The sequence below is a fragment of the Magnetovibrio sp. genome (assembly GCF_036568125.1).
GTDB lineage: Bacteria > Pseudomonadota > Alphaproteobacteria > Rhodospirillales > Magnetovibrionaceae > Magnetovibrio.
On sequence record NZ_DATCTF010000011.1, the window covers coordinates 126,904 to 148,745 of the forward strand.

Below are 21,842 nucleotides of genomic sequence, written 5' to 3' on the forward strand. Positions count from 1 at the left end.
TCAGGCTCTTTCTTCGATTAAGCGGGCAAACACCTCACCGTGGCGCTGTTCCCAATGGCGAATGTCGAACCGTTCGACGGCGCGGGTGCGCGCGATACGGCTGTAGTCGTCGTGCTTGGCGGCAATATCGACCATGCCTTGGGCAATCGCTTGCGGATCCGGCGCGTGGGGCTCGTCCCAGCTTTGTACGCAATCCAGACCTATGCCCGCATCGCCGACCAACTCGCCGACCCCGCCGGTGTCGGAATACAACACCGGCAGGCCGCTGGCCAGGGCTTCCAACACGGTATTGGGGCACGGGTCGTTGTGCTTGGTCATGATGTAGGCGTCGGCACTTTGATAAATCGCCGGGGCTTGTTCTTGGGTGTACGCCCCGCTGAGGCGCACCCGATCTGCGATGCCGAGCTCGACGGCCAAAGCCATGGTGCGCGCAACTGCGTCGGGGGCAACCCAGCCCGCGATCTCCAACACCGCGTCCAACCCCAATTCCACCGCCAGCGCCAAGCCGCGCACGGAGCTGTCGATGCGGTAAAACAGGTGGTTGTCGATTTTTCCGGTGAGCAAGAACCGGTACGCCTGCCCGCCAACCAGCGTCGGTGCAGTTGTGGGGCGATAAAAATTGGTGTCCACGGCGTTGTAGAGGACCTCCCCAGCTCCTTCACGGTGTCCGAGGTACTTTTCCGCCGAACGACGGCAAAATTCGCTTTGGAAAAACACGTGGTCGGCCTTGTGGAAGGTACGTGCCATGCGGCGGTTTTGCGCCTGCCAGTCGCCATCGTACCAGCCTGGATAAAACACCCCGTTTTGATTGTGCACGATGGGCACGCCGCGCAATTTCAGCAGCGCCAAGGCAAAATCAGGCAAGTAGGGGGTGTTGGACAGCACGTACACAACGTTGTAGCGCCACAACCGTTCGGGAAACAACGCCCGCAGACGCTTGACCTTGACCAACGGCCCGCCCACATCGCCGGGCCTGGCACCGCCGTAAAACACCCGCACACCGCCCGCACGGTTGGAAAACGGCATGCTGAAAACGGCATGAACCGCCAAAGCGGTCGACCAGCCCCAACGGAGGATTTTCTTGGATACGGGATCGTGCAACATGGCCCTATACATGGCATATCTTAAGCGCCAGGGGAATCCGTCTCTTAAGCGTGGATAATGGGGGCGAAAAGGTTGGTTTTCGGGCCAAATCTTTTTCCCCATACCGCAACAGAGCGACTATAATCCGCTACCTTTCAGCTTAGAGACCGCGACTGACCGATTCATGTCCGAATCCGCACACCAATCCCACGATGCACCCGCACCGGAAATCTCGGTCATTTTGCCGTGCTACAACAGCCACCTGCACCTGCAGCAGACGCTGGACAGCCTGCGCGCCCAGACCTATCGCGATTTCGAAATCGTGCTGGTGGATGACGGTTCCAATGATCCCGACACCATTGCCTATCTCGACGCGCTGCCCGACGACGTGCGCATGATTCGCCAAGAAAATCTGGGGTTGCCCGGTGCGCGTAACACCGCGTTTCGCAACGCGCGCGGCACCTACGTGCTGCCGCTCGACTGCGACGACTGGCTGGAACCGACCTATTTGGAACGCGCCATCGCCACCCTCAAGACCGGCCCGGATAAAACCGTGGTTTACAGCCATCTGGTCGTGTTCGGCGATGTCAGCGGCGTTTTGCGCAAGAATTATAACTTTTTCGAACAGTTGTTCCTCAACCAGCTGCCTTATTGCCTATTGATGCCCAAGTCGGCGTGGCAAGAGATCGGCGGCTATGACGAAACCATGCGCCAGGGCTACGAAGACTGGGAATTCAACATCCGTCTCGGCATTCATGGCTATTTCGGCGAGGCAATAGACGAGCCGCTGTTTCATTACCGGGTCAGCCAGACCGGCATGCTCAAAAGCATCTCACGCAGCAAACACGGCCGTCTTTGGGCGAGCATTCAAGAAAAGAACCCCGCGGCCTACACGCCGTCGCAATTGTTCAAGACATGGCGGATTTGGCGCAAAAAGCCATCCACATACCCATTGTGGCTCTATTTCGGCTGGATCTTGCTGCATTGGTTGCTGCCCAACGCTATATTTGCCAAGCTGTTTCAGGCTCTTTTACCCTATTCCCATTCCGCCCGTGAAAACACCGGGCAGGAAACCGGGGCACCCGCTTAACTATCATTTCTAACAAAACGGAATCACCTTATGTCAGGCAAAACCGCGCTCATCACCGGCATCACCGGCCAAGACGGCGCTCTTCTCGCAGAGCTGTTGTTGTCGAAGGGATATACGGTTCACGGCGTCAAGCGCCGCTCGTCGTCGTTCAACACCGGGCGCGTGGACCATCTGTATCATGATCCGCACGAGCAAGATGTCCGGTTTTTCATGCATTACGGTGATCTCACCGACGCCACCAACCTGATCCGCCTGATCCAAGAAACTCAGCCTGACGAAGTTTATAACTTGGCGGCGCAAAGCCACGTGCAGGTCAGTTTCGAAACGCCGGAATACACCGCCAACTCCGATGCCTTGGGCACCCTGCGCTTGTTGGAGGCGATCCGCATTTTGGGCCTGGAAAAAACCACCCGTTTTTATCAAGCCTCGACCTCGGAACTGTTCGGTGACGCCCCTGCGCCGCAAAGCGAAACCACCCCGTTTCAACCGCGTAGCCCGTATGCGGCGGCCAAGCTTTACGCTTACTGGATCGTGCGCAATTACCGCGAAGCCTATGGTATGCACGCGTCCAACGGCATTTTGTTCAACCACGAAGGCCCGACCCGAGGCGAAACGTTCGTCACGCGCAAGATTTCACGTGCCGTGGCCGCGATCAAACACGGTCTGCAAGACCGCATCTATCTGGGCAACCTGGATGCATGCCGCGACTGGGGCCATGCGCGCGATTACGTCGAAGGCATGTGGCGCATCGTCCAACACGATGAGCCCGACGATTTCGTTCTGTGCACCGAAGAAACGCACTCGGTGCGCGAATTCGTGGAACTGAGCTTCTCACACATTGGACGCACCATCGAATGGCGCGGCGAAGGCGTCGATCAAAAGGGCGTCGATGCACAAACCGGCGACGTGCTGGTCGAGATCGATCCGCGCTACTTCCGCCCGACCGAGGTCGAATACCTGCTCGGCGACGCCACCAAGGCCCACACTGTTTTGGGCTGGAAACACACCACTCCGTTCACCGAACTGGTGCGCGAAATGGTCGAATACGACCTGGAACTCTTAACGAAGGACAGCAATCGCCACAACCGCCATGACTGATCTGCTCTATCCTCTCAAAGGCAAACGCATCTGGGTGGCTGGCCATCGCGGCATGGTTGGCGCCGCCCTTGTTCGACGCCTCGCCAATGAGGATTGCGAAGTCATCACCGCGGGACGGGACGTAATGGATCTGTTGCGCCAGCAAGAGGTCGAAGATTGGATGGCGGCCACCCGCCCCGACGCCGTGATCATTGCAGCGGCCAAGGTCGGCGGCATCTACGCCAACGACACCTACCCGGTCGATTTTCTCTACAACAACCTGATGATCGAATCGAACATCATCCACGCCGCACATTTGAACGGCGTGGAAAAATTGATGCTGCTCGGCTCGTCGTGCATATACCCCAAGCTCGCCCCTCAGCCGATACCCGAAGACGCTTTGCTGACCGGACCGCTGGAGCCCACCAACGAATGGTATGCGGTGGCGAAGATCGCCGGCATCAAATTGTGCCAAGCGCACCGCAAGCAATACGGCTGCGATTACATTTCCGCCATGCCCACAAATCTTTATGGCCCCGGCGACAATTTCGATTTGCTCAGCAGCCACGTCGCCCCTGCATTGATGGTAAAAACCCATAACGCCAAGCTTGCAGGAGACAAGAACGTCGAAATTTGGGGCACGGGAACGCCGAAGCGCGAGTTCCTCCATGTCGACGACCTCGCCGACGGACTGGTTTTTTTGATGCAGAACTACTCCGATTATGACCACATCAATATCGGACGCGGCGATGAGGTGACCATTCGCGAATTGGCCGAGACCATTGCCGAAGTGGTCGGTTACGAGGGCGGCTATGTCTACAACACCGACAAACCGGATGGCACGCCGCGCAAGTTGATGGACAGCTCGCGCATTCACAATCTGGGCTGGAGTGCGCCGACGTCTTTGCGCCAAGGCATGGCATCCACCTATGCGTGGTTTATGGAAAACGTGGCCTAAACGATGACCTTGGCGAACCAACCGACGATGCGCGCGGCGACCTTAGGCTTGTTCGCCGCTGTCTTCATCGGGGCCGGTGTGCCGTTGATGATGTTCGGTCGCGCGGTGATGCAAGCGGACTTGGCCATTGCACTCCTGATGGCCTTGGGCCTCGCTTATGTCCGTACCGGCACATATGCCCACGCAATGAACGCTGGTCGCAACATATTCGGGCTGGCTTTGCTATTGACAGCAACCTCATGGCTTCCGGGGCTTTTACATTCGGTTGATCCCGCCAGTTCCTTCAAGGCCTGGGCCCGTAGCTTTGCATTTATTGCCGGTGCGGGTGTGATCTGGGCCCTGTTGAACGACAACGAAAAAGAACGTGCACTCAGTCTGAAAGCGTTTATGACCATCAGCTGCGCGACCCTAGGCGCGGCTGCGATCAGCTTGCTGATCTGGCCCGGTTTCGTGAATATCTTGCGTGGCCTTGGCGATGTGATCCCCCGTCCAGAGTTGGTGCTCAAATCGTTCGGCGCAACGGCGATGTGTCTGGTGCCCGTTCTTGTATGGGGTGGGCGGCGCCTTGGCGGCCGATGGATTGCTGCTGGATTGATTGCAACGGCTTTGGCGGTGATCGTCATTTTCCAAACCTCCAACCGCGCCTCCATCGCCGGGTTGATGGCGATGATTCTGGTCTGCGCCCTGGTTTTGGGCATCCGCGACAAACGTACCCGATTGCCGATGCTGATCGGCGCGCCGATCGTGGTCGCGGGGATGTTTGCATGGCTGCAAATCTTCGGACCATCTTGGTTACAAACCAAATCCACCTACTTGCCCACTTGGCTTGTCGACCCTCATCGCCAAATGATTTGGCAGTTCACGTTCGAACACGCCATGCAGGCGCCATGGTTCGGCCACGGCATCGACACCATCAACCTGTTGCCCGGCGCGGACATCAACATCCGCGGCATGGGGCAATCGTACATTCCGTCCCATCCGCACAACTGGACCATGGAAATCCTCGCCGAAACGGGCTGGATTGGATTGTCGGTATTTGTCGCAACGCTGCTGATTTTGGCCGTGAGGTTGGCGCGCGCGACGTTGGCCAATCAAAGCCCGGCCGTCAATCTCACCTTATTGGCGTTGAGCACCGGATTTTGGACCTCGGCGCTGTTCAATTTTTCGATCTGGTCGACGTGGTGGTTGCTGACATACTTCGTCTTGTTCGCCCTCGTCGCGGCTTGGCGCGAGCCGAAAACTTAAAAATCAGCTGCGCCCGTAGAGGTCTTCGAACCGCTCGATATCGTCTTCACCCAGGTAGCTGCCTGTTTGCACCTCGATGATGAACAGCGGCGCATCACCCTTGTTTTCCAAACGGTGCTTCGTACCAGCCGGAATGTAGGTGGACTCGTTGACGCCCAAGGTGATGGTTTCATCGCCGCGCACCACGCTGGCGCTGCCGGACACCACCACCCAATGCTCGGAACGATGTTGGTGGCTTTGCAGGCTAAGCACGCCGCCCGGGTGAATCATCAACTGCTTGACCTGAAAATGGTTGGCGGCGTCCATACATTGGTACCACCCCCACGGACGGTAGACACGCTTGTGGATTTGATGTTCGGTGCGGCCTTCGCTTTCCAAAACGGCGACCACGTCCTTGACGTCTTGGGCGCGGCTTTTGTCGGCGATCAGCACCACGTCGTCGGTGGTCACGACGATGGTGTCGCTGAGACCGATGGTCGCCACCAACTGGCCCGAACTGCGCACATACGAGCCATTGACGTCATGCGCGATCACATCGCCGAGCAAGATGTTGCCCTGTTCGTCTTTTTCACCGACGCTCCACAGCGCCGACCAAGAACCGACGTCGTCCCAGCCCATATCCACCGGAACCACCACGGCATTAGCGGTTTTTTCCATCACGGCATAGTCGATGGAATCTCCCTTGATGTCGCGAAACCGTTCTTCGTGGAGACGGAAAAAGTCCATATCCCGCTGGCCATCCTCGATCGACCGACGGCACCCTTCGACCATGTCGGGGTGGGTGCGTGTCAATTCGGTCAAAAAGTCGCTGGCCTTGAACAGGAAAATCCCGCTGTTCCAGAAATACCCGCCGTCCGCGAGGTAGCCCTCCGCAGTTGGCTTGTCGGGCTTTTCGACGAAGCGGTCGATCCGAAAGCATCCGTCCACATCGGTGAACGGCTGGCCTTGATGGATATAGCCGAAGCCCGTTTCCGGTGCGTTGGGAATAATGCCGAACGTCACCAGCGCACCCGTCGCCGCGGCGGACCGGGCTTGGGCACAGGCCGTCAAGAAGGCCTCGGGCTTGGTGATCAGGTGATCGGACGGCATCAACAGCATCAAAGCATCGGGATCATCCTGGACAAGCATCAACGCCGCCACCGCCGCCGCCGGGGCGGTGTTGCGGCCCACCGGCTCCAACACGATGGAATGCGGACCGAGGCCGGCTTCGTGCAGTTGTTCGGCAATAACGAAGCGGTGCTCGGCGTTGCAGATCACGATGGGCGCGGCAAAATCATCCCCCGATACACGTCCCGCCGTTTCCACCAGCATTGAGCGCTCGGAATAGAGCGACTGCAGCTGCTTGGGGTACAGGGTCCGCGACATCGGCCACAGCCGTGTGCCGGAACCGCCGGAAAGAATGACAGGTACGATGGAGGCCATAAGCGATGATATCCCGGTGAACGTCTGCGCCAACATAAGCCATAGGGGTTAACGCTTTCAAACCGAAAAATCCCGCAGCCGGGAAATCAGTGGCTGGTACCCGCCGAATAGGTGATTTTGTTGTAAACGTTGTATTTGCCCACCGGCTTTTTCATCGGAATGCGTTTGACCTCTTCGAGCGTCGCGGCGTCGTACACCACCAATGCTCCGTCCATTTCCCACACACTGACTAGGGCATGTTTGCCGTCGCGGTCGAATTCAACATGCGCGCCGGTTTTGCCCGGTTCCGGACGGATGGTTTTGACGATATCCAAGGTGCGCTTGTCGATAACATGCAAAGCATCCTTGTCGGGGCCAAAAAACACATCGACCCAGGCGTAAGGGGTGTTGTCGTGGCTACGCATGAAAAATCCCGGCCCCAGGGTTTCGATTTTCTTGATGGTCTTCCAGCTTTGCATGTCGATAACGCTGACCGTGCCGCCCTTCAAGTGCGGGGTGGCTAGAACCGGGCGGCCTTGGTATTCGAAGGTGATGCCGGAACCCAAATGCGGCATGCCCGCGAGATCGATGGTTGCGATCTTGCGGCTCACGTCCAAGTTCACCACCTGGCCTGACTTTCCGTCGCGCGCCGCGCCGACCACGTGCTCATAACTTTGGTCGAAAAAGAAATCGTCGAGATAATCGTTCAGAACGATGCGCCTTACCGGAAAAGGTCCGTAGTCGAAGTCGCCTTCTTCCTGACCTGGTGTCCAATTGTGCACCATCCCTTTGGCGACGGGGCGCGGGTTATCTGAATATTCGATTTCCCAAATTTCCGGGATGTCCTTGAGCGCCACCACGAAGCTGTTGCGCGGGGGTGCGGTGTAGACGGCGCTGACCCGTGACGAGGTGCCGTCCTTGCCCAACACATCGAAGCTTTTGATTGGACTCAAGTCCGAAGCGTTGAGCAGCGTCAGTGTATGGGGCAGATAATTCGCCGCCATCACATACCGCCCATCCGCGGAAACCGCAATGTTACGCATGTTGATGCCGGCGCGAATTTCCGCGACGATTTGAAAACTGTGCAGGTCGTACTTGCTGACCCAGCCGTCACGCGAACCCAAATACATGAACCGCCCGTCCGGCGAATACTTGGCCCCGCCATGAAGTGCATAACGCGAAGGGAACCGCCACAGGGGCTCGAACGCGTCGCCATCCAAAATGGTCACATGATGATCACCTGTTTCCACCACCGTGAACAGGTTCAGCGGATCGGCTTTGTGCAACGGTTTGTCCGGCAACGCGGAAAGCGGTGTGTGGATGATGTGACTGGCAGAAATATCGGCCATGGTCCAGGTCGGCGGCGCCGCAGGTGGCTGATAAATAAAATCGGCAAGCGCGGCAATCTGCTCATCGTTCAAGACTTCGCCAAAGCCCTGCATCTGCGTCGCGGGACGGCCAGACTTGATGACCTGGACGGCGCTTTTCTTGCGCAAGCGGCTGAGGTTTTCGGGCAGCAAGGCCGGACCGATGCCCCCCAGGCGATTGAGGCCATGACATTCGCTGCAATGGGTTTTAAACAGGCTTTCGGTATCTTCCGCTGCGGCAGGAACGCCACTCATCACACCCGCCGTCACCAGTGCAAGAAGCGCCCACTTCTTCTTGGTCATCACACCTGCTCCATCGCTTTGGTTTTTGAAAAAGTCGTCACGGCAACACGCTCGGCCCCGTTCGCATCAATGCCCAGTTCATCGTCGTCGATATAACAGCCGGGGTCTTCCGCCCACGGATCGCCGGTGATCTGTTCTGCGCGCACCCGGGTGTTGCCGCCGCAAATGTCGAACTGCCGACACAACGCGCATCGCCCTTTGACCGCGCGCGGCGATGCTTTGAGGCCCGCCATCAACGGATCGGAAAGATCCGACCAAATTTCCGAAAACGGGCGCTCCTTGACGTTGCCCAAGGTGTGGTGCCACCACATGGTGTCGGGGTGCACGTCGCCGATGTTGTCGATGTTGGCGACATTGACGCCCGACGCATTACCGCCCCATTGCACCAACTTGGCCCGCATGTGCCCAGCGTGTTCGGGAAAATTACGCTCGACCCATTTGAGCATGAACACCCCGTCTGCATCATTATTGCCGGTGACGAATTCCTTTTCCTGACCCGACTGCATGTAGCCCCAGCACCTTGCGAACAGTTTCTCCATCGCCTCGCGGGTCATGTTGAAAAAGGCGTCGTCGCGACGGTTGTGATTGCCGCGCCCGGCATAATTCAAGTGCGAGAAATAAAACCGCTCGATTCCTTCGCGCTCCAGCAGGTCCATAACGTCGTCGAGTTCATGGGCATTGTCTTGGGTCATGGTGAAACGCAGCCCGACCTTAAGCCTGCGTTCAACGCACAGGCGCACGGCGTGCATCGACGCATCGAACGCCCCTTCCAGACGGCGAAACCGGTCATGGGTTTCGCGCAGGCCATCGATGGAAATGCCGATGTAATCGTAGCCGATGTCTTCGATGGCTTGAATATCGTCGTCGCCGATCAGCGTGCCGTTGGTCGATAGCGCGGTGTAAAAACCCATCTCTTTCGCACGCGCCGCGATGGTGTGAATGTCGGTGCGCAACAAAGGCTCGCCACCCGACAAAATCAACGCGGGCACGCGAAACGATTTGAGATCGTCGAGAACGCTGAACGCTTCTTCGGTGCTCAGCTCACCGGGAAATTCCTTGTCCACGGCCAAAGCGTAACAATGTTTGCAGGTTAGGTTACAGCGCCGGGTCAGGTTCCAGATCACCACCGGTCCGGGCGGGTTGCGGCGCGGCCCGGCTGGGGTGGGGTTTTCGATCTCGTGCAAAAACTTGGTGATGCGAAACATGCCCGCTCTCCCTCACGCCACCAATCGGAGGCCGGTTTTTTTCAAGATGCGGGTGGAAAACAATATCTCCCCACCGCGACAATGCGGACCCAACAGGGTGCGGATGGTGTCGGCTTTGGCTTCGACTTCGGCGCGGTCGCGACCGTGCGCCATGGCGAACAGGTTATAGGGCCACCCCGGCAAATGACGCGGGCGCAAGTAAGCATGGCTGACAAAATCAAGCTCGCCGACGAGGCGCCCGAGATCCAGCGCATGCGCGTCATCCACGTCCCACACCGTCATCCCGTTGCCGCGAAATCCCAGGGCGTAGTGATTGGGCACCGCGCCGATGCGACGGATCACGCCGCTTTCCAGCATCCGCGTCATGCGCGTCACAACCTCATCGGCGCTAATCCCCACAACCTCGCCCACTGCCGCATAAGGCGCACGGACCAGCGGCAAGCCGTCTTGGGTGGCGCGAATGATGGCGCGATCGATGTCGTCGATAGGTGCCGGGCTGCTCATAGCTCCAACCTCAATCCGATATAGAACTCTTGCGACTTAGGCATGTCGTAGACCTTGTGCCCGGTCGCGGCTTCGATCTCAGCCAGGGTCTCGCCGATGCGTTCGGGCGTTTCGGTGGCGAGTACGAACCACATGTTGAAATCGTGATCGCGGGCGTAATTGTGCGCGACCTCGGGAAAGCTGTTGACGATGGCGTTGACGCGCTCGAAATCATCATCGGGCAGCTGCATCGCCGCCAAGGTCAACCCACCGCCCAGACGTTCGGCATGATACATCGGGCCGAAGCGGCTCAGCGCACCGCTTTCGAGCAATGCCTGCAGCCGCTCGATCAACTCATCTTCTTGAAGGCCAAGCTCGGTTGCCGCCACCGCGTACGGGTGTTCGCAAATGGGTAGCCCGCCTTGCAAGGCATTGATGATTTGGCGATCCGTCGCGTCGAGATCAATTGAGCGTGCAGGGTTCGTCATCGACCTTCCCCTTGCAGCCGTAGCGCGCGCCGCATTGCTTGAACTGGCGGCGGCTGAACAACACGTCGTGTTGAACGTTTTTCAACTCCAGACGCTCGGCGATTTCGCCCACTTGTTCCAACACCTTTTCACGTGCTGCACCATGCACCATTGCGAACAGGTTGTAAGGCCAGTCCGGAAGATGACGCGGACGGCTGTAACACAGCGTGACATAAGGAAGACGCCCCATCGCCTGCCCGATCTCGCGCACCCGCTGGTCGGGTACGTTCCACACCGACATGCCGTTGGCGGTATAGCCCAAACGGCGATGTTGGACGATCACGCCGAAGCGCCGGATCACGCCGCCGTCGATGAGATTTTGCAACCGCCGAATGACCTCGTCTTCCGACATGCCGATGCGTTCGCCCAAAACCTGATAGGGCCGCGCCGCCAGCGGCAAGCCACCGCAGATAATTTCGATCAAGGCTAGGTCTTCGCTGCTGACGTCCATCATGACCATTCCAACTTGAACCCAAGATCGAGGTGATAGTCTTCGATGATGGGCAAGCTCATCACCGATATGTCGGTCTGCGCTTCGATCCGGTCTAGCACCGCGCCGACGCGCATGACGTTGTCGGCCGCGACCACGAACCACAAATTGATGTCGTGTTCGCGCTCGTAGTTGTGGTTCACCTCATCAAATGACGATACCAGTTCAGCGACCTCCTCCAAGCGGTCTTGCGGCACGCTCATCGCCGCCAAGGTGCTGGCGCCGACACGGTTGGGCGCAACCACGGCCCCGATACGACTGATGTATTTCTGGTCCATCAGGTTCGCATAGGCTTGAATGACGTCATCCTCGCTCATGCCCAAGTGCTTGCCGATTTCCGCATAGGGGCGCGCCACCAACGGGAAATCCCGTTGGAAATCGTCAAGCAGGCGTTTGTCGGCGTCGTTCATAACACTCCCCCCCTACCTACAGGCCGATCCGCCCGGCGCGCCATGTGAAGAAAATGCCGCTGGGCTTGGCTGCGGGAAGCTCAACTTTCTGCGCGAAGCTGGCGGTGTCGAGGACCTTGATGACGTCCAGATCGCGCACGCTCATCCACACCTCTTCACCACGCGGGGTGAACTCCATGTGCAACACGCCCTTGCCGGGGGTCAACGTTTGGATGATCTGCTGTGACTGGGTGTCGATCACCTGAATGGTGTCGTTGAGGGGAAAGGCGAAATTCACCCACACCTGGCGGCCGTCGGGTTGGGCCATCACGAACACCGGCTGACCGTGAGCGGGAATGCGCCCGACCTCTTTCCAGGTGTTCGTATCCACCACCAGAACTTCATGACGCCCGACGGCGGGCACGAACGCCTTGTCGCCGGCAATCGCCCAACCTTCGAGATGGGGCATCTTGTAGACCGGCAGTTTTTCTTCACCGCGGCCATACCCGTCGAGAATGCGCCGTGGGCCCTTGTCGACGTTCCACAGGTCCACCAGAACCATGCCGTCTTCGCCGAACAGACCGGCGATGTAATAGCGTCCGTCCGGCGTCACCAGCGCGTCATAAGGTTGCGAACCTACGTCGGGAAATTTGGTGATCTTGGGCGTCGCTGGGTCGCCCATATCCGCGACCCAAATCTCGCCCGCATCGTACAGCGAAAAAACGAAGCGGTTGCCCGGCGCATCGACCAAGCCGACGGTTTTCGAACCGGTGGGAATGTCGGCAACCAAATCCAGCGTTTGCGCGTCGAATACCTTAACCCCACCGGGTTCGTAATTCGACACCGCGACCAAACGGCCATCTTGCGAGATCGCTCCGCCGATGGAGTTGCCGCCTTGAATAACACGTTTCACCACCTTGGCGGTGAGGATATCGACCTTGCTCAACCCGCCGTCACGACCGAACACGAAAGCGTATCTGGCATCGCGCGAATACACCACCGAAGCGTGACTGAGATCGCCTAAACCCTCGACACGTGCCAACTGGCTGCGCGCGGTGTTTTCCACCACCAACAGCGAGCCGCTGGCGCGTTCGATCACCACCCCCATGTCACCGGTACCGCGCAGTTCACCCGCTTGCGCCGAAATCACCGTCGCCATCGCGACCAGCATTCCGGCTGTTAAATGCGCCCACAATTTCATTTAACACGCGCTCCTGATTTCAAAACATGCGCCAACCACGTGGCTTCTTGAGGTTCCAGCAACGGACGCCACGGCGGCATCGGCGTGCCCGGCACGCCATCCAAGATGATCGCCGCCAAGTCGTCCACATGACGGTCGGACAGTCGGTCCGGCAACAGCGCGGGCCCCAGCCCGCCTTTCAGCGTCAGGCCGTGGCATGAGCCACAGTCTTGCTCCAACACATACATAAGCTCGGCTTGGCGGGCCGTTGAGATGTCGCTCGCGACCGACGCCGCGCTCAATGAGCCCACACACACAAGCGGAACGGCGAAGACCGCGCGTTTAAGCGCTGACCTTGGCGTCCAGGGTTTCAAGCCCCAGGTTTTCATAGGTCAATCCCTGCCAGTTGAGTTCATGCGCAAGCGACACCACGCGCCCGATCAGGCACAGCACCGGCGGCGTAAAATCGATGTCCTTGAGCGCGAGGGGCAGTTGCTCCAGTGTCGAAACGCACTGGCGCTGCTTCGCGGTGGTGCCGTTGGCCACGGCGGCGGCCGGGGTGTCGGGGGACAAGCCCGCCGCGATCAAGCGGCGGCTCAACTCCGGCAATTTGGCAAGTCCCATGTAAATGACCAAGGTGGTCGATCCATCGGCCAGCGAACGCCAGTCGAGATCCAATTCTTCATCGCCTTTGCCGTGGCCGGTGACGAACCTCACCCCGGTGGCGAGACCACGATGGGTCAACGGAATACCGGTCGAGGCACTGATCCCTGCGGCGGCCGTGATGCCCGGAATAATTTCAAAACACACTTGGTGACGCGACAAATGCATCGCTTCTTCGCTGCCGCGCCCGAAAATGTAAGGATCACCGCCCTTTAGGCGCACCACCGAATGGTTGGTGCGCGCCAATTTAACCAAAAGTTCATTGATTTCATCTTGCGGAAGGGTGTGATTGCCCGAGGCCTTGCCGACAAAAATTCGCGTACAACCTGGCGGCACGATATCGACGATTTCTTGAGACACCAACCGGTCGTAGACCACCGCATCGGCGTTCTGCAAGACCCGGTAGGCCTTGCGCGTCAACAATTCGGGATCCCCTGGCCCCGCTCCGACCAAATACACACAACTGCTTGTTTTGCCCACGGTCTCGGCTCCGTCCTGACAACGCCCGGCGTTGCTCCCCATCACACGTGCCCCAGCTCTGCGGCACAGTCAAAATATGGCACAAGATTACGCGCCCATTATTGACGCCAGTCAATAATCGCGGCCGAAATGGAAAATGGCCGTTTACTGCTTATCGCGGGCACTCATTATATCTGCACCGAATTCCGAATTTCGGCTCTTGAAACGAATATTAGAATTTTACCCTTTTTTTTCGTGTGGATTTGACACTCGTCAAGGTGGCCGATCCGCCAAGCACCCGATAATGACGCCAGCGCACGGAATTTGCCGAGCGTTGCGTGTCGTGAGCATAGATAAATCAGCTCTCGATTCGGAGGGAAACACACTTTGGGGCGTAATTTCGTGTGGGCCGTCTCAATTTGGACAGGGGTAAATCAATGAAGTTGGCATTGTCCCTTTCAGCCATAAGTATGGCGGCAGGCGCAGTCCTGTTGGGTTCGGGGGGAGCCTTGGCTGCGGAGCCGACACTCTCCGAGAAGGATTTCGAGGAAGCTAAGGTTTTGTATTTCCAGCGTTGTGCTGGTTGCCACGGTGTCCTTCGCAAGGGTGCTACGGGCAAAAACCTCGAACCGGAAAACACCAAAAAACTCGGGCAGAAGCGGCTTGAGAAGATCATCACGCTCGGCACCGAAGGCGGTATGAACAATTTTGACGATACCTTCAGCAAAGAAGAGATCGCGAAGTTGGCCACCTACATCCAAATGGATGTTCCGCCGCCGGCTGAAATGTCTTTGGCCGAGATGAAAAAACGCTGGAAAGTGTACATCAAGCCCGAAGAATACCCAACCAAACCCATGCACGGGCGTAATTGGCAGAACTTCTTCGTGGTTATTTTGCGCGATGCCGGCAAAATGGGCATCATCGACGGCGATACCAAGGAAATCGTCACCAAGGTCAACACCGGCTATGCGGTGCACGTGACCAAGGAATCGTCCGATGGGCGTTTCTGGTACACCCAAGGTCGCGACGGAAAAATGACCAAAATCGATTTGTGGATGGACCCGCCGCAGGTGGTTGCCGAAACACAGATCGCATCCGATGCCCGTGACGTCGCCGTTTCCCACTACGGGGAATGGAAAGACAAATACGTGATCGGTGGCGGGTATTGGCCGCCGCACTTCGTGATCCTCGACGCCGTGACCATGGAGCCGCTGAAAGTGGTTTCCACCCGCGGCATCAACGTGGATGGCGAATACGTCAACGAAGCCCGCGTTGCGGCCGTTTACAATACGCCCAACGCACCGACGTGGATCGTCGCGGTTAAGGAACTCGGCCAGCTTTGGCAGGTCGATTATTCCGATCTCGACAACCTGCGCATCGAGCAGATCAACTCTCACAAGTTCCTGCACGATGGCTTCTTCGATCCGACCCAGAAGTATTTCCAAATCGCTGCAAACGCGTCGAACCGTATGGAAGTGATGGATTCCGAATCTCGTAAATTCGTCGCTTCGATCGAAACCGGCACCAAGCCGCACCCGGGACCGGGCGCGAACTGGGTCGATCCGAAATGCGGCCCGGTGGGCGGCACGGTTCACTTGGGCGAAGGCAAGGTCACCGTTTGGGGCAACGATCCCAAGGGCCATCCCGACAACGCCTGGAAGATCTGCTACAAGACGGCAACCGACGGGCCGGGGCTGTTCATTCGCACGCACCCGAACTCGCCGTACGTCTTCGCCGATCAGACCTTGCATCCCGATCCTGATGTTCAACAGTCCATCAAGGTCATCGACAAGAAGACCGGCAAGGTCGTCAAAACCATCCGTGTGACGGACATCGAAAAGTCCGTGGCCGTGCACAGCGAATTCAACCAAGACGGTTCCGAAGTTTGGGTTTCCGTTTGGGTTCGCGGCGGCAAGAAGACTTGGCTGGATGGTCACATCGTCGTCTACGATTCCACAACCCTCGAGAAGAAGGCTGTGATCAAGGGCCTCGAGACGCCGACAGGCAAGTTCAATGTGTACAATCGCGTACATCATAACACCTAAGGCCATATGAGTGAGGGGGAAGAAGGCGTTGTCCTTTTTCCCCCTACATTCCTCTACTCAAATGAAACACAAATCAGCACATTAAGTTTCTTCACCATATGGGGCTTAGATGGTTATGCACGGCTTATGGAAAGTATTTTGGTCGCCTACCTCGCGTTTTAGCCTGGGCGCCATCCTGATCGCCGGTGGGTTTGCGGGCATTGTTTTCTGGGGTGGTTTCAACACCTTCATGGAATACACCAATACCCTGGAATTCTGCGTCTCGTGTCACGAGATGGAGCAGAAGGTTTATCAGGAATACAAAAAAAGCGTTCACTACAGCAACCCATCGGGTGTGCGCGCCATCTGTTCCGACTGTCACGTGCCCAAAGAGTGGCTGCCCAAGGTCGTGCGTAAGATCAAAGCATCCAACGAATTGCTGCACAAAGTCCTAGGCACCATCGACACGCCCGAAAAATTCGAAGCCAAACGATTCGAGCTGGCCAAGAATGTCTGGGCCTCCATGGAAGCCAACGATTCACACGAATGCCGCAACTGCCATTCCTACGGCGCGATGCACTGGGAAAAACAGCGTCCGCGCTCCAAGGAAAAGATGCAAGTGGCGTTTAAGGAAAAGAAGACCTGTATCGAATGCCACAAGGGCATCGCCCATTCGCTGCCTGCCGAGGCCATGATGCAGGAAGAAGACGATGCGCCGCGCCCCGCTCAGGTGGAAGCCGCACCGAAAACCACAAAGTCGATGGATAAGTTTCTCGAAGAAGAATAATGCTATGGTAAGGCGACAAGCTTGAAGAAAATGAGGAGAGATCGCCCCATGCGCATATCGCAACTTGGCCGAGGACTCATACTTCGCGCGGCGCTGGGCGCACTGGTTGCGTTCAGTATGTCGCCGTCCGCCATCCAGGCCCAGGATCCAGCCAGCGTCACCCACCAGATGTATCTGGATATGAAGCTGGGCAAGCTCAACATCCATGGCGACAATGCGGTGGTCGAAGCGCTGATCTTGCAGCGCGACATTCCCATTCCCTACGACTACATCGCCACGCTGATGCGCACGCCCAACGCCTTTGGCGAAGGCCCGGCGTGCGTGGTGTGTCACAGTTCCAACGAGCAAAGCAAAAGCTATCGCGGTTTGGACTTGTCTAGTTGCGAGGGTATTTTGCGCGGCGCAACGGAGGAACCGGCCCGCGTCATCGTGCATCCGGGCGACCCAAGCCAAAGTTTTCTGGCCAAGCGCATTCGCGACAATCGCATGCCTTTGGGGGTGCCGTTCTTCGCCTCGGTGGACTCGGACAGCATCACCGCCGTGAAATCGTGGATCGACGCCGGCGCGCACAATGACGAAAGCTTCGCCACCAAGGTCCTGCCGCTGTTGTCGGAACCAACCGCATTCGGATCCGACACCGCCTGCATCGATTGCCACAAATCGTTTCGCGACCCGCCAAGCTTCAACGAGGTCAACCTCACCAGTTTCGATGCCATCATGACCGGGGCGTTTTCGCGCACCCGAAAGAAGGAAGGCCTGCCCGGATTACCGATCGTGGTGCCAGGTGACGCCGAGGCCAGCCCGCTCTACCAACGCCTGACTATGAACCGCATGCCCCCCGGCATTGACCCGGGATCACCCCAAGATCACCCCAATACGCTTTTGCTGATGCGTTGGATTGAACAAGGCGCACCATGCAATTAAAATTATCCAATTCCTAGGAGGAGGGATACGTCATGAAAATCAACGTAACACTTGTGAAAGGCGCACTTACCGGGCTCACCGTCATGGCTGGTTTGGTGGCGTATTCATCTCAGGCTCAGGCACTGACCCCGGAAGGCATGATGGTGCGCGGTGGCCAACTCTACGACTGGTACTACCAGATCACCACCGGCGACATACAGACCGGAACCCACGTATCCATGCCGGCCGATGCCGGCCAAACGGGCAAAAAGACATGGCGTTGCTCGGCCTGTCATGGCTTCAATTACGCTGGCGACTTAGGAATCGGCGGTATCCTCGGCGCGAGCGGGAAATCCGCCGATGAAATTATCGCCATCATCAAGGACGCCAAGCACAACTACACATCGGATATGTTCACCGACGAAGATTTCCAATCGTTGGCGATGTTCGTGTCCAAAGGCGCCGTGGATATCTCTAAGCTGTCCGGCGACGTGAAGAAGGGCCAAGGCTACTTCGAAACCATTTGCGCCGCGTGTCACGGCAATGATGGCAAGAAAATTACCGACATGCCGCCGGTCGGCGCGGTGGTGAACAAACTGCCGGACCGCTCGTTGCACCGCATCCGCTTCTCCAAACCCGGCGACAGTATGCCTGCGCTTTCGGCACTGCCGCTCGACGTGTCGGTGGATGTGTGGAGCTACACCAAGACCCTGCCGCAGGAGTAAACGCTGTGGCCGCCTGGCGTGTTATTTCTTTCCTCGTCGGCATGGCCGTCCCCGCCTTCGCGGGGGCGGCTTTTGCCGCTGACGAAGCCGAGCAGGCTGCCATATGCGCCGCCGCCCAAGAGCGGTTCGAAGCCTTTAAAGATTTGCCTGCTGACGAAGCCCTTCCCCCTGCTGCGCCCGGCACCGTTCATGTTTTGATGCACAAATACACCTTCTGCCCGCCCCAATTGACGGTCGTGAAAGGCACCACAGTACGCTTCGTCAACGTCGACAAGCGCACCAGCCACAGCGTTTGGTTCAAAGAGGCCGGAAAAGAAGAAAGCACGCGTCTGTTCCCGGTCGAGTTTTGGGAAGAAACTTTTACCGAACTCGGTCGCTATCCCTATCTGTGCGGACCACATTGGGAACAAAACGGCATGAAGGGCGTCATTGAGGTGATGCCTTAGGCTCCCCCCTCCATCGTCACTAACCTGAAAGTCACAACGAACACTGCGACAACCAAAGTCGCGCTCTCTTTGCGTTACCCGCAGATTACGTTTCTGTATATGTCCGCGAAGAGGGACGGAGGGAGGGGAGAGATTTGATTTCGCACCCTCCGTCCCGATGGCGCAGATGTTTGCGGCTCATCGTCATGAGCGGCAATTTCACTGTGACCATTTGAATAACGAGCCGTTCCCTCGTCATCCAGATTTAGCTAGCCGCCATTTATAACAGCAGCCGAGCCCGATTCCTCATCTTGTCAACAAGGTGAAACAAGTGGGAAACTTCACGATGACAATTTGAACGATTGTCGCCGCTGCGTCCTTGATCAAAATCAATCCGCATTTGGACGCAAACCGATACACTCTTTCCCATACCCCGAATACGCATTCATCCGAGGAGACCCCTGAGCGTGGCTTTAATCAAATGGGATGACACCATGAAGGTCGGCATACCGTCTGTCGATCACGAACACGAAACATTGATCGGCGAAATCAACGCCTTGGGAGACGTGATAACGGGCGACATGATCAAACATGCCGAAGTCACGGCTCTGCTCGGTAAAATCCATGCCCAGATCGAAGCGCACTTCGCATTGGAAGAAAAGATCATGCTCGACAGGGGCTACACCGGCTATCATGCCCACAAGGAAGATCACGACCGCCTGCTCGAAGACATCCGCGACATCATGGATGACACGCTCAACGCCGATCCCAAAGACATCTCCGACACCCTGGGCGCGCGTCTCGACACCTGGTTCTCAGAGCACTTCCGCACCTTGGACCGTAGCTTCCATACCTTTTTGGAACACTGAACTTATTTGAAGTAGAAAACGTGGTCGTTTTCGTGAAAGCCGACGATCAGGTTTTGCGTCGGCTTCACGTCGACGATTGCGCTCTGTTCGTGGGTGTAGGGTTTGCTCGGATCACCGTCGTTCATGCGTACGGTCATCCGGTGGGTTCCCGCCGCGATGAAAAACTTTTTGTAAAAACTCGACGCGCCATCGCTACGCAGCCCCGTGGCTTTCGCTTCACCCTTGAAAAGCAGCTCGCCGTCCATTTCCAATTCAAGCAGAACCGCTGAGCGTTCGCGCGAGCATTTCATCTTCGCACGCATGTTCGGCGGCAAGGCCGCCAGCTCTTCCTTGGTGCGTTTGACGCAGGCCTCGACACGCTGGCCTGGATGACTCAAATTGAGCTTAATCTGCGCTTCCCCTGCACCCAAGTAGCTGTACGTGGGATACGCCGAAAACACCCCGACCACCGCCATGAACAATCCATAAACCGCCGCTTGGGCGATCCAGTACTTAGACGGCATGGTGGCGGCGTGGGCTTCGCGCTGGCGGGTGCCGGCCTTGGCTTCGCGGCGCTTGTTGATGCGCTCCAGATGCTCGCGTTGAAGACGTTTACGCTCGCGTTTTTCCTCATCGACGCGAAAGAGGTTTTTGACGCCGATGTGCCAAACGAATGAAAAGTAGATCGGAGCGAACACCGCGAACGGCACCGCATAGAACCACACCGCATTTTCGCCATCGAAGAAATCAAACATCAGCGCTCTCCCCACCCGGCAGCGCGTCAAGGTCAGCCTTGAACTCGGCCACAGTGTCGTGCAGCAACTCAACATCCAGCGGCGATGCCCACAAGGTGCGGATACGCTCACGCGGGACGCGTTTTCTCAAATACGGATCACGCCGCCCTTCCAAACGGTCTTGCATCCACTGCACCCCATAGCGGAATCGGCAGCCGCAATCGGGACAACCGGCGATCAACACCCCTTTGGCGCCTTGGCTGATCATGTAATCAATGAACGACGGCGGCATATGCGATACGCACGGCAGCACCACCGCTGCCGTACCTTTGATGCCATCGACCTTTTGGCCATGATCGCATCCGACCAGAACGATGCCATCGCTGGCATTTTGCAACGCTTCATCGACCGATTTGCGCATCGCCTTCAACGGCAAATTCACAAGGTCAATGCCGGTGATAAGTTCATCCTCGGCGCGAAACGGCGTCGAGGTCGGGCACGCGCCGACACAAATTCCGCAACGCGTACACATAGACGGTTCGACCACGGCCTGTTGCTCGTAGGGCAAGCCGTCGGTACGCGGCACCATGGTGATCGCGCCATAAGGACAGTCTTCGTAACAGCGCTTACAGCCGTTGCACATATCCAAGGTCACCACGGCGGCCTTGGGCAACTTCATCGGCGGCAACCACGGCATGATCGCCAGAAACAACGAACCGCCGATGGCCAGCCCCCACAACACCGCAGGCCCCCAAATGTCGAACAGCGGATAAAAGGCCATGTAAAACCAATCGAGCGCCAAATCGGTCGGTATCACGTCCAAGTTCGCTTTGGCGTGACTGATGGCAGGCTGAACGAGGGACAGAACCGTCAGCGCCACGGTCGTGCCGATGGCCAGACCGCGCGGCGGGTTGATCTTCGGCTGGGTGACGCGGATCACGTGGATCCACATCATGAACAGCAAAAACAGCGGTGCGAAAATGTGCATAAACACCAGCAGCGTGAAGAACCGATCGGTGAGCGATCCTTCGGCCAAGAAGTTACTGGCGACGGGTTTCCCGAAAATGCCCAACCAGTCAATCCATTCCATCGAACCGATGGCGACGTACTGCGCCAGTTCGTCCCATACCAGCCAGTAGCCAGACAGGCCCGACACATACAAAAGCCAAATCACCGGCACGCCGGTGAACCACGCATACCAGCGAACCCCGCGATAGCGATCGAACGACCATTCACGCACCAGATGCAGCGCCATCGTCAACACCATGCCATCAGACGAATAACGATGCAGGCTGCGCATGACGCCGCCGAACCACCACTGATCGTTGGTCAGGTATTCAACCGATTCATACGCACCGTTCACCGAGGTTTCAAAAAACACGTACAACACGATGCCGGTGATGGCCGCGACGAAGAACAGGTAAAACGCTAACGTGCCCAACTGACGCATGGGGTTCCACTCGGGCCCGAAAGCCT

At 57.6% G+C, this 21,842-nt stretch carries 23 protein-coding genes; 10 read left to right on the forward strand and 13 right to left on the reverse strand.

All coding sequences use genetic code 11. From position 1 onward, the window contains the following. A complete protein-coding gene (locus tag VIN96_RS08975) occupies positions 1 to 1,116 on the reverse strand; it encodes a glycosyltransferase family 4 protein (RefSeq protein WP_331895573.1) in 1,116 nt (371 codons plus the stop codon). A gap of 151 nt (positions 1,117 to 1,267) precedes the next feature. Here VIN96_RS08975 and VIN96_RS08980 point away from each other — a divergent pair, with 151 nt between their 5' ends. Genes VIN96_RS08980 through VIN96_RS08995 form a run of 4 tightly spaced genes read left to right on the forward strand, consistent with a single transcriptional unit; the run spans position 1,268 to position 5,453 of the window. Further along, positions 1,268 to 2,173, forward strand: coding sequence for a glycosyltransferase family A protein (locus VIN96_RS08980; RefSeq protein ID WP_331895574.1), 906 nt, complete (start codon positions 1,268 to 1,270; stop codon positions 2,171 to 2,173). 30 nt (positions 2,174 to 2,203) lie between these two features. Beyond that, on the forward strand, positions 2,204 to 3,271 hold the full coding sequence (gene gmd / locus VIN96_RS08985; RefSeq protein ID WP_331895576.1) for a GDP-mannose 4,6-dehydratase: 1,068 nt from the start codon (positions 2,204 to 2,206) through the stop codon (positions 3,269 to 3,271). Then, on the forward strand, positions 3,264 to 4,208 hold the full coding sequence (fcl, locus tag VIN96_RS08990; RefSeq protein ID WP_331895577.1) for a GDP-L-fucose synthase: 945 nt from the start codon (positions 3,264 to 3,266) through the stop codon (positions 4,206 to 4,208). Before gmd ends, fcl begins: the two co-directional genes overlap by 8 nt. Positions 4,209 to 4,211: 3 nt before the next feature. Next, complete coding sequence (locus VIN96_RS08995; RefSeq protein ID WP_331895578.1) at positions 4,212 to 5,453, forward strand: O-antigen ligase family protein; 1,242 nt, start codon at positions 4,212 to 4,214, stop codon at positions 5,451 to 5,453. A 3-nt stretch (positions 5,454 to 5,456) separates the two neighbouring features. Here VIN96_RS08995 and VIN96_RS09000 read toward each other — a convergent pair whose 3' ends face one another. From VIN96_RS09000 to cobA, 10 genes are all read right to left on the reverse strand, one after another. Further along, positions 5,457 to 6,875: a mannose-1-phosphate guanylyltransferase/mannose-6-phosphate isomerase gene (locus VIN96_RS09000; RefSeq protein ID WP_331895579.1), complete on the reverse strand. Its 1,419-nt coding sequence runs from the start codon at positions 6,873 to 6,875 to the stop codon at positions 5,457 to 5,459. A gap of 86 nt (positions 6,876 to 6,961) precedes the next feature. Beyond that, entirely contained in the window at positions 6,962 to 8,524 is a 1,563-nt protein-coding gene (locus VIN96_RS09005; protein WP_331895580.1) for a cytochrome D1 domain-containing protein, read from the reverse strand. Beyond that, entirely contained in the window at positions 8,524 to 9,729 is a 1,206-nt protein-coding gene (gene nirJ, locus VIN96_RS09010) for a heme d1 biosynthesis radical SAM protein NirJ (RefSeq protein ID WP_331895581.1), read from the reverse strand. Before nirJ ends, VIN96_RS09005 begins: the two co-directional genes overlap by 1 nt. Positions 9,730 to 9,741: 12 nt before the next feature. Next, the gene (locus VIN96_RS09015) at positions 9,742 to 10,233 is read right to left on the reverse strand and encodes an Lrp/AsnC family transcriptional regulator (protein ID WP_331895582.1); all 492 of its coding nucleotides are present in this window, start codon (positions 10,231 to 10,233) and stop codon (positions 9,742 to 9,744) included. After that, a complete protein-coding gene (locus VIN96_RS09020) occupies positions 10,230 to 10,700 on the reverse strand; it encodes an Lrp/AsnC family transcriptional regulator (protein WP_331895583.1) in 471 nt (156 codons plus the stop codon). Before VIN96_RS09020 ends, VIN96_RS09015 begins: the two co-directional genes overlap by 4 nt. Continuing rightward, complete coding sequence (locus tag VIN96_RS09025) at positions 10,675 to 11,193, reverse strand: AsnC family protein (protein WP_331895584.1); 519 nt, start codon at positions 11,191 to 11,193, stop codon at positions 10,675 to 10,677. Before VIN96_RS09025 ends, VIN96_RS09020 begins: the two co-directional genes overlap by 26 nt. After that, positions 11,190 to 11,639 (reverse strand): Lrp/AsnC family transcriptional regulator, encoded by a 450-nt coding sequence (locus tag VIN96_RS09030; protein ID WP_331895585.1) that lies wholly within the window; start codon positions 11,637 to 11,639, stop codon positions 11,190 to 11,192. The genes VIN96_RS09025 and VIN96_RS09030 overlap by 4 nt, the downstream gene beginning before the upstream one ends. Positions 11,640 to 11,655: 16 nt before the next feature. After that, the gene (locus VIN96_RS09035; RefSeq protein ID WP_331895587.1) at positions 11,656 to 12,819 is read right to left on the reverse strand and encodes a cytochrome D1 domain-containing protein; all 1,164 of its coding nucleotides are present in this window, start codon (positions 12,817 to 12,819) and stop codon (positions 11,656 to 11,658) included. Then, a complete protein-coding gene (locus VIN96_RS09040; protein WP_331895589.1) occupies positions 12,816 to 13,187 on the reverse strand; it encodes a cytochrome c in 372 nt (123 codons plus the stop codon). Before VIN96_RS09040 ends, VIN96_RS09035 begins: the two co-directional genes overlap by 4 nt. After that, complete coding sequence (cobA, locus tag VIN96_RS09045) at positions 13,141 to 13,941, reverse strand: uroporphyrinogen-III C-methyltransferase (RefSeq protein ID WP_331895591.1); 801 nt, start codon at positions 13,939 to 13,941, stop codon at positions 13,141 to 13,143. The genes VIN96_RS09040 and cobA overlap by 47 nt, the downstream gene beginning before the upstream one ends. A 416-nt stretch (positions 13,942 to 14,357) precedes the next feature. Between cobA and VIN96_RS09050 the strand changes: the two genes are divergently transcribed. The 6 genes from VIN96_RS09050 (at position 14,358) to VIN96_RS09075 (ending at position 19,653) form a co-directional block, all read left to right on the forward strand. Then, positions 14,358 to 15,965, forward strand: a complete 1,608-nt coding sequence (locus VIN96_RS09050; RefSeq protein ID WP_331895593.1) for a cytochrome D1 domain-containing protein — start codon at positions 14,358 to 14,360, stop codon at positions 15,963 to 15,965. A gap of 115 nt (positions 15,966 to 16,080) precedes the next feature. Continuing rightward, positions 16,081 to 16,731 (forward strand): NapC/NirT family cytochrome c, encoded by a 651-nt coding sequence (locus VIN96_RS09055; protein WP_331895595.1) that lies wholly within the window; start codon positions 16,081 to 16,083, stop codon positions 16,729 to 16,731. Positions 16,732 to 16,779: 48 nt separating this feature from the next. Then, on the forward strand, positions 16,780 to 17,655 hold the full coding sequence (locus tag VIN96_RS09060; RefSeq protein ID WP_331895596.1) for a c-type cytochrome domain-containing protein: 876 nt from the start codon (positions 16,780 to 16,782) through the stop codon (positions 17,653 to 17,655). Positions 17,656 to 17,687: 32 nt separating this feature from the next. Beyond that, positions 17,688 to 18,359 carry a c-type cytochrome gene (locus VIN96_RS09065; RefSeq protein WP_331895597.1) on the forward strand — a complete coding sequence of 224 codons (672 nt, stop codon included), beginning with the start codon at positions 17,688 to 17,690 and terminating at the stop codon, positions 18,357 to 18,359. Between the two features lie 5 nt (positions 18,360 to 18,364). Then, the gene (locus VIN96_RS09070; RefSeq protein WP_331895599.1) at positions 18,365 to 18,805 is read left to right on the forward strand and encodes a cupredoxin domain-containing protein; all 441 of its coding nucleotides are present in this window, start codon (positions 18,365 to 18,367) and stop codon (positions 18,803 to 18,805) included. Between the two features lie 446 nt (positions 18,806 to 19,251). Then, complete coding sequence (locus VIN96_RS09075; protein WP_331895600.1) at positions 19,252 to 19,653, forward strand: bacteriohemerythrin; 402 nt, start codon at positions 19,252 to 19,254, stop codon at positions 19,651 to 19,653. A gap of 2 nt (positions 19,654 to 19,655) precedes the next feature. Here the strand turns inward: VIN96_RS09075 and VIN96_RS09080 are convergent, their stop codons facing one another. Next, entirely contained in the window at positions 19,656 to 20,387 is a 732-nt protein-coding gene (locus VIN96_RS09080) for a hypothetical protein (RefSeq protein WP_331895601.1), read from the reverse strand. Next, positions 20,380 to 21,816: a hydrogenase iron-sulfur subunit gene (locus VIN96_RS09085; RefSeq protein ID WP_331895602.1), complete on the reverse strand. Its 1,437-nt coding sequence runs from the start codon at positions 21,814 to 21,816 to the stop codon at positions 20,380 to 20,382. The genes VIN96_RS09080 and VIN96_RS09085 overlap by 8 nt, the downstream gene beginning before the upstream one ends. Positions 21,817 to 21,842: the final 26 nt, after the last annotated feature.